The 14,782-nt window shown below is 68.4% G+C and carries 14 protein-coding genes; 5 read left to right on the forward strand and 9 right to left on the reverse strand.

Features of this window, described 5'->3' with window-relative positions; all coding sequences use genetic code 11:
• Window positions 1-59 precede the first annotated feature (59 nt).
• The 6 genes from guaA to guaB form a co-directional block, all read right to left on the reverse strand.
• Window positions 60-1,640 carry a glutamine-hydrolyzing GMP synthase gene (guaA, locus tag ACTJJP_RS06020; RefSeq protein ID WP_440774110.1) on the reverse strand — a complete coding sequence of 527 codons (1,581 nt, stop codon included), beginning with the start codon at window positions 1,638-1,640 and terminating at the stop codon, window positions 60-62.
• Window positions 1,637-2,158 (reverse strand): DUF3817 domain-containing protein, encoded by a 522-nt coding sequence (locus tag ACTJJP_RS06025; RefSeq protein ID WP_285138160.1) that lies wholly within the window; start codon window positions 2,156-2,158, stop codon window positions 1,637-1,639. Before ACTJJP_RS06025 ends, guaA begins: the two co-directional genes overlap by 4 nt.
• Before the next feature lie 10 nt (window positions 2,159-2,168).
• On the reverse strand, window positions 2,169-3,038 hold the full coding sequence (locus ACTJJP_RS06030) for an SURF1 family protein (RefSeq protein ID WP_440774111.1): 870 nt from the start codon (window positions 3,036-3,038) through the stop codon (window positions 2,169-2,171).
• 10 nt (window positions 3,039-3,048) lie between these two features.
• Entirely contained in the window at window positions 3,049-4,164 is a 1,116-nt protein-coding gene (locus ACTJJP_RS06035) for a GuaB3 family IMP dehydrogenase-related protein (protein ID WP_440774165.1), read from the reverse strand.
• 15 nt (window positions 4,165-4,179) lie between these two features.
• On the reverse strand, window positions 4,180-4,848 hold the full coding sequence (locus ACTJJP_RS06040) for a TMEM175 family protein (protein ID WP_440774112.1): 669 nt from the start codon (window positions 4,846-4,848) through the stop codon (window positions 4,180-4,182).
• 76 nt (window positions 4,849-4,924) lie between these two features.
• Window positions 4,925-6,427, reverse strand: coding sequence for an IMP dehydrogenase (guaB, locus tag ACTJJP_RS06045; protein WP_440774113.1), 1,503 nt, complete (start codon window positions 6,425-6,427; stop codon window positions 4,925-4,927).
• Window positions 6,428-6,730: 303 nt separating this feature from the next.
• Between guaB and ACTJJP_RS06050 the strand changes: the two genes are divergently transcribed.
• Genes ACTJJP_RS06050 through ACTJJP_RS06070 form a run of 5 tightly spaced genes read left to right on the forward strand, consistent with a single transcriptional unit; the run spans window position 6,731 to window position 11,552 of the window.
• On the forward strand, window positions 6,731-8,029 hold the full coding sequence (locus ACTJJP_RS06050; protein ID WP_440774166.1) for a branched-chain amino acid ABC transporter permease: 1,299 nt from the start codon (window positions 6,731-6,733) through the stop codon (window positions 8,027-8,029).
• An 11-nt stretch (window positions 8,030-8,040) separates the two neighbouring features.
• On the forward strand, window positions 8,041-9,021 hold the full coding sequence (locus tag ACTJJP_RS06055) for a branched-chain amino acid ABC transporter permease (RefSeq protein ID WP_440774114.1): 981 nt from the start codon (window positions 8,041-8,043) through the stop codon (window positions 9,019-9,021).
• A complete protein-coding gene (locus ACTJJP_RS06060) occupies window positions 9,014-9,946 on the forward strand; it encodes an ABC transporter ATP-binding protein (protein WP_440774115.1) in 933 nt (310 codons plus the stop codon). Before ACTJJP_RS06055 ends, ACTJJP_RS06060 begins: the two co-directional genes overlap by 8 nt.
• Entirely contained in the window at window positions 9,946-10,728 is a 783-nt protein-coding gene (locus ACTJJP_RS06065; RefSeq protein ID WP_440774116.1) for an ABC transporter ATP-binding protein, read from the forward strand. The genes ACTJJP_RS06060 and ACTJJP_RS06065 overlap by 1 nt, the downstream gene beginning before the upstream one ends.
• 11 nt (window positions 10,729-10,739) lie before the next feature.
• Window positions 10,740-11,552, forward strand: a complete 813-nt coding sequence (locus tag ACTJJP_RS06070) for a hypothetical protein (RefSeq protein WP_440774117.1) — start codon at window positions 10,740-10,742, stop codon at window positions 11,550-11,552.
• Window positions 11,553-11,717: 165 nt separating this feature from the next.
• Here the strand turns inward: ACTJJP_RS06070 and ACTJJP_RS06075 are convergent, their stop codons facing one another.
• The 3 genes from ACTJJP_RS06075 to groES all read right to left on the reverse strand — a co-directional run bounded on the left by ACTJJP_RS06075 (window position 11,718) and on the right by groES (window position 14,595).
• Entirely contained in the window at window positions 11,718-13,010 is a 1,293-nt protein-coding gene (locus ACTJJP_RS06075; RefSeq protein WP_440774118.1) for an ABC transporter substrate-binding protein, read from the reverse strand.
• Window positions 13,011-13,204: 194 nt separating this feature from the next.
• The gene (gene rarD, locus ACTJJP_RS06080; protein WP_440774119.1) at window positions 13,205-14,146 is read right to left on the reverse strand and encodes an EamA family transporter RarD; all 942 of its coding nucleotides are present in this window, start codon (window positions 14,144-14,146) and stop codon (window positions 13,205-13,207) included.
• 152 nt (window positions 14,147-14,298) lie between these two features.
• Window positions 14,299-14,595, reverse strand: a complete 297-nt coding sequence (gene groES, locus ACTJJP_RS06085; protein ID WP_039394204.1) for a co-chaperone GroES — start codon at window positions 14,593-14,595, stop codon at window positions 14,299-14,301.
• Window positions 14,596-14,782 lie beyond the last annotated feature (187 nt).

The raw sequence follows: 14,782 nt of genomic DNA on the forward strand, positions 1-14,782 counted from the left end.
ACCCGAGGGCGATGCCCCGGAGCCGGCCGACGACGTCAGCGCGGGAGCAGGCGTCACGCCTACTCCCACTCGATCGTCCCCGGCGGCTTCGACGTCACGTCGAGCACGACGCGGTTCACGTCGCGCACTTCGTTGGTGATGCGGTTGGAGATCTTCGACAGCACGTCGTAGGGCAGGCGCGTCCAGTCGGCGGTCATCGCGTCTTCACTCGAGACGGGGCGCAGCACGATGGGGTGCCCGTAGGTGCGACCGTCGCCTTGCACACCGACGGAGCGCACGTCGGCGAGCAGCACGACGGGGCATTGCCAGATCTCGTCGTCGAGACCGGCCTTGGTCAGCTCGGCGCGGGCGATGGCGTCGGCCTCACGCAGGATCTCGAGACGGTCAGCGGTGACCTCGCCCACGATGCGGATGCCGAGGCCGGGCCCCGGAAAGGGCTGGCGACCGACGATCGCCTCGGGCAGACCGAGTTCGCGGCCGATCGCGCGCACCTCGTCTTTGAAGAGGGTGCGCAGCGGCTCGACGAGCTCGAACTGCAGGTCTTCGGGGAGTCCGCCCACGTTGTGGTGGCTCTTGATGTTGGCGGTACCCGTGCCGCCGCCGGACTCGACGACGTCGGGGTAGAGCGTGCCCTGCACCAGGAAGCGCACCTGCTCGCCCTCGGCCTTGGCTTCGGCGACGAGGTCGGCCTGCACCTGCTCGAACGCGCGGATGAACTCGCGCCCGATGATCTTCCGCTTCTGCTCGGGGTCGCTGACACCGGCGAGGGCGTTCAGGAACGTCTCGCGCGCGTCGACGGTGATGAGCTTCACACCGGTGGAGGCGACGTAGTCGTTCTCGACCTGCTCGCGCTCGCCCTTGCGGAGGAGGCCGTGGTCGACGAAGACGGCGATGAGCTGGTCGCCGACGGCCTCGTGCACGAGCGCGGTCGAGACGGCGGAGTCGACGCCGCCCGACAGCGCAGAGATGACCCGGCTGGTGCCGACCTGCTGGCGGATGCGCTCGACCTGCTCGGCGATGACGTTGCCGCTGTTCCAGTCGGCGGGGAGCCCCGCGGCTTTGTGGAGGAAGTTCTCGATCACGTGCTGACCGTGGTCGGAGTGCTTCACTTCCGGATGCCACTGCACGCCGTACATGCGACGTGCGTCGCTCGCGAAGGCGGCGACGGGCGTGTGCGCGGTGCGGGCGAGGACCTCGAAGCCCTCGGGGGCGCGCGACACCTGGTCGCCGTGGCTCATCCATACGTTCTGGTCGACGGGCTGGCCCTGCAGCAGCGTGCCCTCGGTCACGATCGTGGCATCGGTGGCGCCGTATTCGCGCAGGCCCGTGTTGGCGACCTCGCCGCCGAGCGCCTTCGCCATGACCTGGAAGCCGTAGCAGATGCCCAGGGTCGGCACGTCGAGGTCGAAGACGCCGCTGTCGAGGCTGGGGGCGCCGTCTTCGTACACCGACGACGGGCCGCCTGAGAGGATGATGCCGACGGGGTTCTTCGCCGCGATCTCTTCGGCCGTCGCCGTGTGCGGCACGATCTCGCTGTAGACCCCCGCCTCGCGGACGCGGCGGGCGATGAGCTGCGCGTACTGGGCGCCGAAGTCGACGACGAGGACGGGACGCTGGGACGTTTCGGTCTGTTCGGTCACCGGTTGCCTTCCGGGGTGGGAACGGGAGCGTCGGCCTGGGCGGCTTCGCGCTCGGCGAGGTAGGCGCGCACGCTCCGGGCGGTGCGCACCTCGAGGATGAAGGAGAGGAAGGGCACCACGCCGCCGAGCGCGAGGAACACGAAACGGCGGAACGGCCACCGCATGAGACTCCACACGCGGAAGCACGAGAAGAGGTAGACCACGTAGAACCAGCCGTGGGCGACGAGGATCGCGAGCGAGACGTTGACGCCGTCGCCGGTCGACAGGATCTCGCAGCCGCTGCCGCCGGGGACGAACAGCGAGAACCACTGGCAGTCGGGGCCGGGCACGGCATCCGCGAACCACAGGAAGCCACCGGAACCGCCGAGGAACAGCTCCACGTGAATGGGCGTGTACTTCAGGATCATCTCGGCGACCAGCAGCAGCAGGCCGACACCGGTGATGATCGAGCAGATCTGGTAGAACTTCAGGGCTCCGCGGATCGCCGGGAACGAGGCGAGCTTGGGGGCGCGGGGCATGGATGCCAGTCTACTCGCGGGATGCCGCGGCCCCCGCCGCGAGGGCCTCCGCCTGCTCGTCCTCGAGGTCTTCGACCTCTTTCTCCCAGGCGTCGCGGGCGAGGCGGTACCAGAGATAGAGGGCGAACCCGGCGAAGACGGCCCACTCGGCGGCGTAGAAGATGTTCAGCCAGTTGACCCGCGAGCGCTCGTCGGGGGCCGGTGACGAGATGTCGACGAGCGGACCGATGGCGGTCTGCGACGCGATGTACTGCCGGTAGACGCTCACGTCGGTGATGTCGTGCCACCGGCCGAGCAGCATGGCGGGAGACATGCGCGTGAGCGTGGAGGGGTCGGCACCAGACGGCGGCACGGCTGGCCCCTCGTCGGAGATCAGGCGTCCGGTGACCTCGACCACGGCTGTCGGGTCGGCCGCGACCTGTTGCTCGAGCTCGGCGACCGCGGCGTTCGCCTGGTCGAGGCTCGGAGTCCACCCGGTCGCGACGGCGACCGAGGTGCGTTCTTCGACACCCGCGACGCGGAGCTGGCCCGTGACCCAGTACCCCTCGACGTCGTCGTTGAAGCGCGAGGAGACAACGATGAAGTCGGATGCCACCCACGTTCCCGTCACCGCGACCCGCTGACCCACGAGGGGTTCGGGCAGGTAGTCACCCGGCTTCACGACGTCGGCGAGAGGACGGACGACCTCGGTCATGCCCGGTTCGGGCGGCGACGTGTCGACCGCGCGACCCAGCTGCCACTGCCCCAGCCACGCGAGCACACCCGCCACGATGAGCGAGAACGCCAGCAGGGCGATCCAGCGGGGACGCAGCATCACTTCCCGCAGGGTGGGCGGGAAGATCTGCGGCGGCGCCGGTTCTGTCGCGGGGGCGGATGTCATGCGGTGCCGGTCAGTGACCGTAGGGGGCGACGACGACCTCGACGCGCTGGAACTCCTTGAGGTCGGAGTAGCCGGTGGTGGCCATCGACTTCTTCAGGGCCCCGATGAGGTTGGCGGTGCCGTCGGCGACGGGCGCCGGGCCGTAGAGGATCTGTTCGAGGGGACCGACGCGGTCCACGGCGACACGGCGGCCGCGCGGCAGCTTCGCATGGTGCGCTTCGGGGCCCCAGTGGAAGCCGCGTCCGGGCGCATCGGTCGCGCGAGCGAGCGCGACCCCGAGCATGACGGCATCCGCTCCCATGGCGAGGGCCTTCACGATGTCGCCCGAGGTGCCGACGCCGCCGTCGGCGATGACGTGCACGTACCGGCCGCCCGACTCGTCGAGGTAGTCGCGGCGGGCTCCGGCGACGTCGGCGACGGCGGTGGCCATCGGGGCGTGGAGGCCCAGGGTGGCGCGCGTGGTCGAGGCCGCTCCCCCGCCGAAGCCGACGAGCACGCCCGCGGCCCCGGTGCGCATGAGGTGCAGGGCCGCCGTGTAGGTGGCGGCGCCGCCGACGATGACGGGCACATCGAGGTCGTAGATGAACTTCTTGAGGTTCAACGGCTCGGCGACCTTCGACACGTGCTCCGCCGACACGGTGGTGCCCCGGATGACGAAGAGGTCGACGCCGGCGGCGACGACGGTCTCGTAGAGATCCTGCGTGCGCTGCGGGGTCAGGGCTCCCGCGACGGGGACACCCGCGTCGCGGACTTCGGCGAGGCGGTCACGGACGAGCTCGGGCTTGATGGGCTCGGAGTAGAGCTCCTGCATGCGACGCGTGGCATCGGCATCCGGCAGGGTCGCGATCTCGGCCAGCAGCGGCTCGGGGTCGTCGTAGCGCGTCCACAGGCCCTCGAGGTCGAGCACTCCGAGGCCACCGAGGCGGCCGAGCTCGATCGCGGTGCGGGGGCTGACGACGGAGTCCATCGGGGCACCCAGGACGGGGATCTCGAACGAGAACGCGTCGATGGTCCAGGCGGTCGAGACGTCTTCGGGGTTGCGCGTGCGCCGCGACGGCACGACGGCGATGTCGTCGAAGGTGTAAGCGCGGCGGGCGCGCTTGGCGCGGCCGAGGTCGATCTCCATGGTCACCCCTCCAGCCTACCCGCGCCCTCCGACATCACCGGCGGCGGGGGCGGACGGCGCCTCCGCCGGGTCGTTGCCACCGCGCAGCGCCCGCGTGACCAGACCGTCGAAGGCGAAGAGCAGGAACGCGATCGAGCCGAGGAGAGGGCTGAGGGCCAGGACCACCGCGCTGATGAGGACCGCACTCAGACCCGCGCGCCCCATCCGACGGGCGTCCGAGCGGGTCAGGTCGGGAATCGCTCCCGAGCGGACCGCCCACACCCACTGCACCCACCCGAGCAGGATCGCGAGGAAGAAGTTCACCGGCAGCAGCACCCTCCCGAGCAGCAGCTCGGAGAAGGTCGTGTTGAGCGACGAGGTGAACGGCACGAGCACGACGAAGAGCAGGCGGAAGCTGTTGATCCACATCCCGAGGCTGTCGACGCGGGCGATGTACTCGAACTGCCGCACGTGCGTGACCCACATGAGGCACAGGATGAGGAAGCTGATGACGAAGGAGAAGACGGGGTGCGCGAGCTTGACGAGCGCATCCGCCAGCTCACCGTTGTTCTCGGGCGATCCCAACGACTGGTCGGTCAGCCCCAGCACCAGCAGCGTCGCCGCGATCGCGAAGACACCGTCGGTGAACGCCTCGGTACGCCGCGCGGAGACCGAGGCCCCGGGGTGACTCCTCCGCCGGATCATGCGCCCAGCGTAGCCGCCGGATGACGACGACGAGGGGCCGGGCAGCACCCTGCCCGGCCCCTCGCGAAACGATGAGTTACTTCTTGTAGTTCGGCGCCTCGACGACGATCTGCACGTCGTGGGGGTGCGACTCCTTCAAGCCCGCCGAGGTGATGCGCACGAAGCGGCCCTTGGTCTTCAGCTCCTCGACGGTGCGAGCGCCCACATAGAACATCGACTGACGGAGGCCGCCGATGAGCTGGTAGGCCACCGCGGCGACGGGGCCGCGATAGGGCACCTGACCCTCGATGCCCTCGGGGATGAGCTTGTCGTCGCTGGGCACATCGGCCTGGAAGTAGCGGTCCTTCGAGTAGGAGGTCTTCTTGCCACGGGTCTGCAGCGCCCCGAGCGATCCCATGCCGCGGTACTGCTTGAACTGCTTGCCGCCTTGGAAGACGATCTCGCCCGGCGACTCATCGGTGCCGGCGAGGAGGGATCCGAGCATCACCGTGTCCGCACCGGCGACGAGGGCCTTGGCGATGTCGCCCGAGTACTGCAGTCCGCCATCGGCGATCACGGGCACGCCGGCGGGGATCGCGGCCTGCGCGGCCTCGTAGATCGCGGTGACCTGGGGCACACCGACACCGGCGACGACCCGGGTGGTGCAGATGGAGCCCGGACCGACGCCGACCTTCACGGCATCCACTCCCGCGTCGATGAGGGCCTGGGCGCCCTCGCGGGTGGCGACGTTGCCGCCGATGACGTCGATGTGCGCGAAGGACGCGTCGGCCTTGAGGCGTGTGACGATGTCGATCACGCCCGCCGACTGCCCGTTGGCGGTGTCGACGACGAGAACGTCGACGCCCGCGTCGCGCAGAGCCTCGGCGCGCTGCCACGCGTCACCGAAGAAGCCGATCGCCGCCCCCACACGCAGGCGACCCTGGTCGTCCTTGGTGGCGAGGGGGTACTTCTCGCTCTTGTCGAAGTCCTTGATCGTGATGAGACCGGCGAGCTTGCCCTCGTCATCGACGAGAGGCAGCTTCTCGACGCGATGCTTGGCGAACGTCGCGATGACGTCGTTGGCGTGGATGCCGACGTGCCCGGTGATCAGGCCGTCCTTCGTCATGACGTCTTTGACCTTCGTCGTCTGGCGCTCGAAGCCCGAGACGAAGCGCATGTCGCGGTTGGTGATGATGCCGACGAGCACGCCGTCGGGGTCGACCACGGGCAGACCCGAGATGCGGTACTGCGCGCACATGGCGTCGACCTCGGCCACCGTGGCATCCGGGTTCGTCGTGATGGGGTTCGAGACCATGCCCGACTCGCTGCGCTTGACCTGGTCGACGATGCCGGCCTGGTCCTCGATGGAGAGGTTGCGGTGCACGATCCCGATGCCGCCCTGACGGGCGATCGCGATGGCCATGCGCGCCTCGGTGACGGTGTCCATCGCACTGGAGAGCAGGGGGGTCGCCACCGTGATGCGGCGGGTCAGACGCGACGACGTGTCGGCCTCGCTCGGGATGACGTCGGTGTGGCCCGGCAGCAGCAACACGTCGTCGTAGGTCAGTCCGATGAAACCGAAGGGGTCGTGCTGCTCCATGGATCCTCCTGCGCGCGCGGCGCCTGTCTGAAAGGGGACGTCGTCGGCCGGAGCGCGGTTCGCGTGCTCCGCCTGCGATTCTAAGCGTCGGGAGGCTCCGAATCATTCCCGAGGACGCTGGCCGCCGCGCGCACCCGCCATGACACGGTTCGCTAACGACCCGGTCGGCGAAACACCCGCGACACATTACGCTCGTAGCGTCGACCGTCGAAGCTGACGGGACGACTTCGTCAGCGCTGCCGAACTGGAGATTCCGTGGGTCACCCCTCCCCCACCGCGATACGATCGCGAACTTTGTCCCGCATGGCCGTGATCGTCTCGCTCTTCGCGAGCGCGATGGCCGTCCTGAGTCTGTTCTTCGCGTCACCCGCGATCGCTCAGGCCACGCAGGCGCCCACCCCCGCCGCTTCGGCGGGCACCGGTGACGTGTCGACCCAATTCTCGATCGGCGGCATCATCCGCGCGGGCGAGGATCCGGTCGAGGGCGTCGAGGTGCTCGTCTCCGGTTCGGGCTTCTCCGAGACCGGGACGACGGGCGCCGATGGGCGCTGGTCGGTCGCCGTCCCCGGACCGGGCGCGTACACGGCCGAGCTGCAGGTGGACACGCTGCCCGAAGGCGTCGCCCCGCGCGATCCCGACAACGTCACCCGCGACGTCACGATCGGCACGACCAACACGGTGAACGTCCTGTTCCCGACGGGCGAGGGGACGGCGGCCAGCGGAACCATCTGGGACACGCTGTTCTCGCGCTTCTTCTACGGCCTCAACTTCGGTCTGCTGCTGGCGCTGGCGGCGATCGGCATCTCGCTGATCTTCGGAACGACCGGTGTGAACAACTTCGCCCACGGCGAGATGCTCACGTTCGGCGCGATCATCTTCTACATCTTCACGGCGATGGGCTGGAACCTGCTGCTGGCGATCCTGCTGACGGTCGTGCTGTCGGCCGCGCTCGGGTGGACCCAGGATGCCGTGCTGTTCAAACCCCTGCGCAGACGCGGGGTGGGCTTGGTCCAAGTGCTGATCGTCACGATCGGCCTGTCGATCGTGCTGCGCTACCTGTACCTGTACTTCTTCGACGGCGGGACGCGCAACATCGCGACCGGCATCACCGACAACGTCACCATCGGCCCCGTCACGGTGACGCTCACCTCGATCATCAGCATGGGCATCAGCATCGTGATGCTCGGCCTCGTCGGGTACTTCCTCACCCGCACGCGCATCGGCAAGGCGACGCGCGCGGTCAGCGACAACGCCTCGCTCGCCGCCGCGTCCGGCATCAACGTCGACCGGGTGATCCGTATCGTCTGGGTGCTCGCCGGTGCCCTCACGGGCCTCTCGGGCGTTCTGTACGGCCTCTACCGCGGCGTCACCTGGGACATGGGCTTCGCCATCCTTCTGCTGCTGTTCGCCGCGGTCACGCTGGGTGGACTCGGAAGCGCGTTCGGCGCACTCGTGGGTTCGCTCATCATCGGCATCATCACGGAGCTGTCGACCATCGTCATCCCACCCGACCTGCGGTACGCGGTGGCCCTGATCGTGCTCATCGGCGTGCTGCTGTTCCGGCCGCAAGGTGTGCTCGGTCGTAAAGAGCGGATCGGTTGAGGAAAGACGACATGGACTGGTTTTCGATCTTCAACAACGCCGCGGGCGAGCTCATCAGCCCGACCACCGCGGCCTACGCCCTCGCCGCCATCGGACTCAGCGTGCACTTCGGTTACGCCGGGCTGCTCAACTTCGGTCAGGCGGGCTTCATGGCCGTCGGCGCCTACGCCTTCGCCATCGCAACGCTCTCGCTCTCGGCACCGGTGTGGCTGGCCATCCTCATCGCCATCGGCGCGTCCATGCTCTTCGCCTTCCTGCTCGGCATCCCGACCCTGCGTCTGCGCGCCGACTACCTCGCGATCGTCACGATCGCGGCGGCCGAGATCGTGCGCTACGTCGTGTCGACGGTGGGCTTGACCGACATCACCGGCGGCTCGCAGGGCCTGAACGGCTACAACCGCGAGTTCCAGGCGCTCAACCCCCTGCCCGCCGGCACCTACGGCATCGGGCCGTGGACCTACTCGGCGAACGACTGGTGGGTCCGCGTGTTCGGCTGGGGCCTCGTCATCATCGCGACGATCCTCGTCTACCTGCTGATGCGCAGCCCCTGGGGCCGCGTGGTCAAGGGCATCCGCGAGGACGAGGACGCCGTGCGCAGCCTCGGCAAGAACGTCTACTCCTACAAGATGCAGGCCCTCGTGCTCGGCGGCGTCATGGGCGGCCTCGCGGGTGTGGTGTTCATCCTCCCCCGCGCGGTGCAGCCCGGTAACTACGGAACGGCGCTGACGTTCTTCATCTGGACGGCGCTCCTGCTCGGCGGCGCCGCGACCCTGCTCGGCCCCATCGTCGGATCGATGCTGTTCTGGGTGCTCCTGTCGCTGTCGAACGGCATCATCGTGGGGCTACGCGACGTCGGCATCCTGGGCTTCATGTCCAGCACGCAGACGGGCCAGGTGCGCTTCATCCTCGTCGGCATCGGACTCATGCTCCTGGTGATCTTCCGACCGCAGGGCATCTTCGGCAATAAGAAGGAGCTGTCGTTCAATGTCTGACACGACCCTCACCCACCCGCTCGTCAAGGGCGATGTCCGGCCCGGCTGCGCCAAGGTCGACCCGATCGTCGTCGCCGACGGCGTCACCCGGCAGTTCGGCGGACTCAAGGCCGTCGATGTCGAGCACCTCGAGATCCCGCGTGGACAGATCACCGCTCTGATCGGCCCGAACGGTGCCGGTAAGACGACGTTGTTCAATCTGCTGACCGGCTTCGACAAGCCGAACACGGGTCGCTGGAGCTTCGAGGGGTCGAACCTGGCCGGTGTGCCCGCCTTCAAGGTCTCGCGCAAGGGAATGGTGCGTACCTTCCAGCTCACCAAGTCGCTGGGGCGCCTTTCCGTGCTGCAGAACATGCTCCTCGGCGCCCGCGGGCAGAAGGGCGAGAACATCTTCCGCGCCCTGATCCCCTCGACCTGGCGATCGCAGGAGAAGGCGAACATCGATCGGGCCGACGACCTGCTGCGCCGGTTCAAACTGGATGCCAAGCGCGAGGACTTCGCCGCGTCGCTGTCGGGCGGCCAGCGCAAGCTCCTCGAGATGGCGCGCGCGCTCATGAGCGACCCGAAGCTCGTCATGCTCGACGAGCCCATGGCCGGTGTGAACCCCGCCCTGACGCAGAGCCTGCTCGGACACATCCTCGACCTGAAGAAGGAGGGGATGAGCGTGCTGTTCGTCGAGCACGACATGCACATGGTCCGCCACATCTCCGATTGGGTCGTCGTCATGGCCGAGGGGCGCGTCGTCGCCGAGGGCCCGCCCGACACCGTCATGAGCGACCAGGCCGTCATCGACGCGTACCTGGGCGCCCACCACGACACCGATCTCGGCGACATGACCACGTCGCAGGTCGAGACCATCCAGTCCGAGGCCGCCGCCGAGGCGGAAGCGGAGCTCATCGCCGACGAGAAGGACGGCAAGCTCTGATGGCCGACACCGCCACCACCACGCGCACCGCGGTACTGCGCACCGACGACCTCGTCGCCGGTTACCTGCCGGGCGTGAACATCCTCAACGGGTGCACCGTCGACGCCTATCAGGGTGATCTGATCGGCATCATCGGCCCCAACGGCGCGGGCAAGTCGACGCTGCTGAAGGCCATCTTCGGTCAGGTGAAGATCCGCAGCGGCGCCGTGCTGCTCAACGGCGAGGACATCACCTCGCTCAAGGCCGACAAGCTCGTCGGCAAGGGCGTCGGCATGGTTCCGCAGAACAACAACGTGTTCCCGAGCCTGTCGATCGAGGAGAACCTGCAGATGGGTCTCTTCCAGCGACCCAAGGTGTTCGCCGAGCGCTTCGAGTTCGTCAGCGGACTGTTCCCCGAGCTGGCCAAGCGGCGCCGCCAGCGCGCCGGGTCGCTCTCGGGCGGAGAGCGTCAGATGGTCGCCATGGGCCGTGCGCTCATGATGGACCCCTCGGTGCTGTTGCTCGACGAACCCTCGGCCGGACTCTCGCCCGTTCGACAGGACGAGACGTTCCTGCGCGTGGCCGAGATCAACCGCGCGGGCGTGACCATCATCATGGTCGAACAGAACGCACGGCGGTGCCTGCAGATCTGCCACCGCGCCTACGTGCTCGACCAGGGGAAGGACGCGTACACGGGAACCGGCCGGGAGCTTCTCACCGATCCGCGCGTCATCGAGCTGTACCTCGGCACACTGGCCGCCGACGAGGACGCCAAGCGCGACCACAAGGAGCCTGACGCCTGATCCGGCACCGGATGGTCGCGAGTGCGGCGCTCACGCTGTTGAGCGCCGCACTCGTGGCATGTTCAGCCACGACGTCACCCGCTCCGTCGCTCGACGTCGCTCTCGTGCGACAGCGCGGCGATATCGCCGTGGACAGGGTGCAACTGCGCGTGACCAACACCTCGACCTCCTCGGCGACCGTCACGGCGGCTTCCCTCTTCTCCCCCGTGCTCGAGGTTCCGGCGGACTGGGATGCCGAACGACCGACGACCCTCGCCCCGGGACGCACCGTCGATCTTCCGGTGTTGCTGCCCGCCGTTCGCTGCGTCGACGAAGCCGCCGCCGCCGGGACTGTCACCATCGACGGCACGCCGACCACGGTGTCCGTCGTCGATGCTCTCCACGTGCTCGCGCGCCTGAGCGCCACGGCGTGCGACCAGGACGACCTGGAATCCGTCGTCCGGGTGACGGCATCGGGCGCCGAGTCCGGCCCGGACGGATCGATCGTCTTGCACCTCGCCGTCGAGCCGGCTCGCACCGGTGAGGGGTCAGCGGAACTCGTCGCCCTGCGGGGAACCGTGCTGCTGCGGTTCGCGTCCGGGAGCGAGGCGCCGCTGAACGTGACGGTCGCCGCAGGCGACGCGCCGTCCCGCATCGACGTGACCGTGGTACCCCAGCGCTGCGACGCCCACGCCATCGCCGAAGACAAAGTGGGGACGCTCTTCGACCTCGTCGCCCGCGTGGACGAGCGCGAGGTGGTGATCCCGCTGGACAGGTCGAAGGACGTCGCCGATGCCCTGCTGGTGCTCACCGCTCGCGCCTGCGGATTGATCTCGGCGGGCTGAGCCCGGCGGGCTGACCTCCGGCGGATCCACCCCGGTGGTCCGACCCCGGCGCGCTGACCCCGGTGGTCTGACCCGGGGTCTGGACCCCGTGCTCGGCGCCGAAGGGCCGTCTCCACACGAAAGGGCCCGGATCCTGAGATCCGGGCCCTTCGCGTGGTGGTCAGGTCACTCGTTGAGCGAGCCGAACTCCGTGTTGAGCAGGGTGTACTTGTTGTCGGCACCGTACTGGTAGATGCCGATGTACGCCTCGGTCGGGTCACCGTTCTCGTCGAACGTGATCGGGCCGGAGACACCGTCGTAGTCGATGTCGGTGCCCGCGTTGATCAGCTCGAGGCAGTCGGCGAAGGTCGTGCACTTCTCGCCGCCCTCGGAGACGGACTGCAGGTTGTCGCGGATCGCGGTGCCCGAGTCGTCCTTGGCCTGCGCCGCGGCGAGAGCTGCGACGATGACGGCGTCGTAGGACTCCGGTGCGTAGCTGAAGTCGGTCAGCGCGGGGTCGACCTCTTTCAGACGCGACTGGAACGTCGTGTCGGCCGGGTTGCCGGGCAGCGTTCCCTTGGCGCCCTGGAGGGTACCGGCGGGGAACTCGTACGAGTTCGACAGGTTGCCGTCGACGAAGTAGACCTTCGACGCGGCGTAGCCCTGCGTGCTCACGAGCTGCGGGATGATCGACGACGTCTCTTCGAACGCGATGACCGCGACGGCGTCGGGCTGAGCCGCGAGCAGCTCATCGACCTGCGACGTGAAGACCGTGTCCCCCGGGTTGTAGGGGACCGCGACGGAGACCTCGCCACCGGCGGCCTCGATGGCCGTCGTCGCGTTGTCCTTCAGGCCGATGCCGTAGGGGTCGTTGATGTAGATGATGCCGATGTTGGCGGCACCGTCACCGGTCATGAGGTTGCCCAGCACGCGGCCCTGCAGCACGTCGGAGGGCGCGGTGCGCCAGTAGTACCCGTCGTCGGCGTAGGTCGTGAAGTCGGGCGAGGTGTTGGCGGGCGAGATCTGGACCACGCCCGCGTTGACCAGCTGGTCGATGAAGGTGAAGGACACACCCGACGAAGCGGCACCGATGACGACGTCGGCACCGGCGTCGACGAGCTCGGTCGCCGACTGCGTGGCGATGTCGGTGGTCGTGTCACCCGAGTCGCGCTCGGTGAGTTCGACCGAGAACGGGAACGCGTCGCCAGTGGCCTCGATGTCCTTCACGGCGAGCTTGACACCGGCGACCTCGGGCGGGCCGAGGAAGGCGAGGTTACCCGTGGCGGGAAGGATCGTGCCGACGTGGAAGGCACCGTCGGCCGTCGATACGGCACCGCCGCCACCGCCGGAGGACTCGCTGGGTGCGGCGGCGTCGCCGCCACCACCACCGGCACAACCGGCGAGGACGAGCGCGCTGGCGCCGACCAGGGCGAGACCGCCGAGGAGTCGGGCGCTGCGCGTGCGCGGGAAGACGTTCATAGTGCTCCTTGCTGTGGATGAACGCGGGGAAGACCCATGGGGTCACCTGATTCCCCCAACCTAATCGGATGCAGGTTTTCCGCATGTTGCCGTTCGTTAACGATGTGCGTCCCCGCGGTCACGGGCGCGTAACGGTCGCCGACTTCGCACCGGGAACGGACGGATTCAGCCGGTAAACGCAGAAATCGCGGGGCTCACACCGGTTCGGCGACATCGGCCAGGGCCGGGCGATGACGCCGCGAGGCCACGATCGAATCGGCGCTCAAGAGGATCAGGGCCAGCCAGACGAGCGCGAAGCCGATCCAGCGCTCGAGGGTCATCGGCTCGTGGAGCACCCACACCCCGATGACGAACTGGATGACGGGCGCCACGAACTGCAGGAGCCCGATCACCGTCAGCGGCACCCGCCGGGCGCCCGACGCGAACAGCAGCAGGGGAACGGCCGTCACGACACCGGCCGACAGCAGGAGCACCGTGTGAAGCGCCCCCACCGAGCCCAGCGTGATCCCCGAGATGTTCGCGACGAACACCAACTGGATCGCGGCGACGGGCAGGAGCCACAGCGACTCGAGGGTCAGACCGCTCACGGCATCGACCGACGGGCCGATCTGCTTCTTCACCAGACCGTAGAAGCCGAACGAGAACGCCAGCGTCAGGGCGATCCATGGGAAGGAGCCGTAGCCGACGACGATGACGAGGACCGCGACGACGGCGATGCCCACCGCGATCCACGGAAGGACGCGCAGGCGCTCGCGCAGCACGATCACCCCGAGCAGGACCGTGACGATCGGGTTCGTGAAGTAGCCGAGGCTCGTCTCGATGACATGGTCGGTCAGCGCTCCGATCAGATACGTCTGCCAGTTGACGTAGATGAGCACACCCGCGAGGGCGGTGAGCGCCATCAGTCGGGGCTGCCGCACGATCGCCAGGAAGGGGCGCCACGCGCGCAACACGGTGAGCAGCAGCAGGCAGAACGCGAACGCCAGGACGATGCGCCACGCCACGACCTCGAAGGGGTCTGTCGGCTTGAGCTGCAGGAAATAGATCGGTAGGACGCCCCACAACAGATAGGCGCTCAGCGCATACAGCGCGCCGCGGGTGCTCCCGCCGGCGGGTGCGAGAGGAGCGGGGGTCACTTCCTCAGCCTATGCGCGCCGCGGAGGCGGAGGCCGCCGAGTAGCCCCGCTTCCCTGCCGTCCCCGCAGGCGAGCGCCGCGCCGCGCAGGCCGACCGCACGACGAAAGCCCCGGATGCCGTGGCATCCGGGGCCTTCGTCAGAGTCACGCGATCAGCGGACGACGACCGCCAGGACGTCGCGAGCCGAGAGCACCAGGTACTCGTCGGCGCCGAACTTGACCTCGGTGCCGCCGTACTTGCTGTACAGCACGCGGTCGCCGACGGCGACGTCGAGGGGGACACGGTTGCCGTTGTCGTCGATGCGGCCGGGGCCGACGGCGACGACCTCGCCCTCCTGCGGCTTCTCTTTGGCGGTGTCGGGGATGACGAGACCACTCGCGGTGGTCTGCTCAGCCTCGACCTGCTTGATGACGATCCGGTCCTCGAGCGGCTTGATGGAAACCGACACGGTCTACCTCTTTCTCGTTACAGAAGACTTGTCAGCACTCACGCGGGGAGAGTGCTAACCAGAGTCTAGAGAAGGGTTGGCACTCGTGCAATGCGAGTGCCAACGTGTCTCCCATCGCGGCCGCCAGGACGCGAGACGACCGGCTCGGCCTCGACGCGCAGACGGCCGCCAACGTGCGTCGGAGCGG

It is taken from the genome of Microbacterium sp. 22296 (genome assembly GCF_052045385.1).
In the GTDB taxonomy this organism is placed as follows: Bacteria; Actinomycetota; Actinomycetes; order Actinomycetales; family Microbacteriaceae; genus Microbacterium.

Coding starts and splice junctions, on each gene's coding strand:
- ACTJJP_RS06075 (WP_440774118.1), bottom strand. CDS start 13,010: ATGAACGTCTTCCCGCGCACGCGCAGCGCCCGACTCCTCGGCGGTCTC.
- ACTJJP_RS06055 (WP_440774114.1), top strand. CDS start 8,041: ATGGACTGGTTTTCGATCTTCAACAACGCCGCGGGCGAGCTCATCAGC.
- guaB (WP_440774113.1), bottom strand. CDS start 6,427: ATGGAGCAGCACGACCCCTTCGGTTTCATCGGACTGACCTACGACGAC.
- ACTJJP_RS06025 (WP_285138160.1), bottom strand. CDS start 2,158: ATGCCCCGCGCCCCCAAGCTCGCCTCGTTCCCGGCGATCCGCGGAGCC.
- ACTJJP_RS06050 (WP_440774166.1), top strand. CDS start 6,731: ATGGCCGTGATCGTCTCGCTCTTCGCGAGCGCGATGGCCGTCCTGAGT.
- ACTJJP_RS06060 (WP_440774115.1), top strand. CDS start 9,014: ATGTCTGACACGACCCTCACCCACCCGCTCGTCAAGGGCGATGTCCGG.
- ACTJJP_RS06065 (WP_440774116.1), top strand. CDS start 9,946: ATGGCCGACACCGCCACCACCACGCGCACCGCGGTACTGCGCACCGAC.
- ACTJJP_RS06040 (WP_440774112.1), bottom strand. CDS start 4,848: ATGATCCGGCGGAGGAGTCACCCCGGGGCCTCGGTCTCCGCGCGGCGT.
- ACTJJP_RS06070 (WP_440774117.1), top strand. CDS start 10,740: ATGGTCGCGAGTGCGGCGCTCACGCTGTTGAGCGCCGCACTCGTGGCA.
- ACTJJP_RS06035 (WP_440774165.1), bottom strand. CDS start 4,164: ATGGAGATCGACCTCGGCCGCGCCAAGCGCGCCCGCCGCGCTTACACC.
- ACTJJP_RS06030 (WP_440774111.1), bottom strand. CDS start 3,038: ATGACATCCGCCCCCGCGACAGAACCGGCGCCGCCGCAGATCTTCCCG.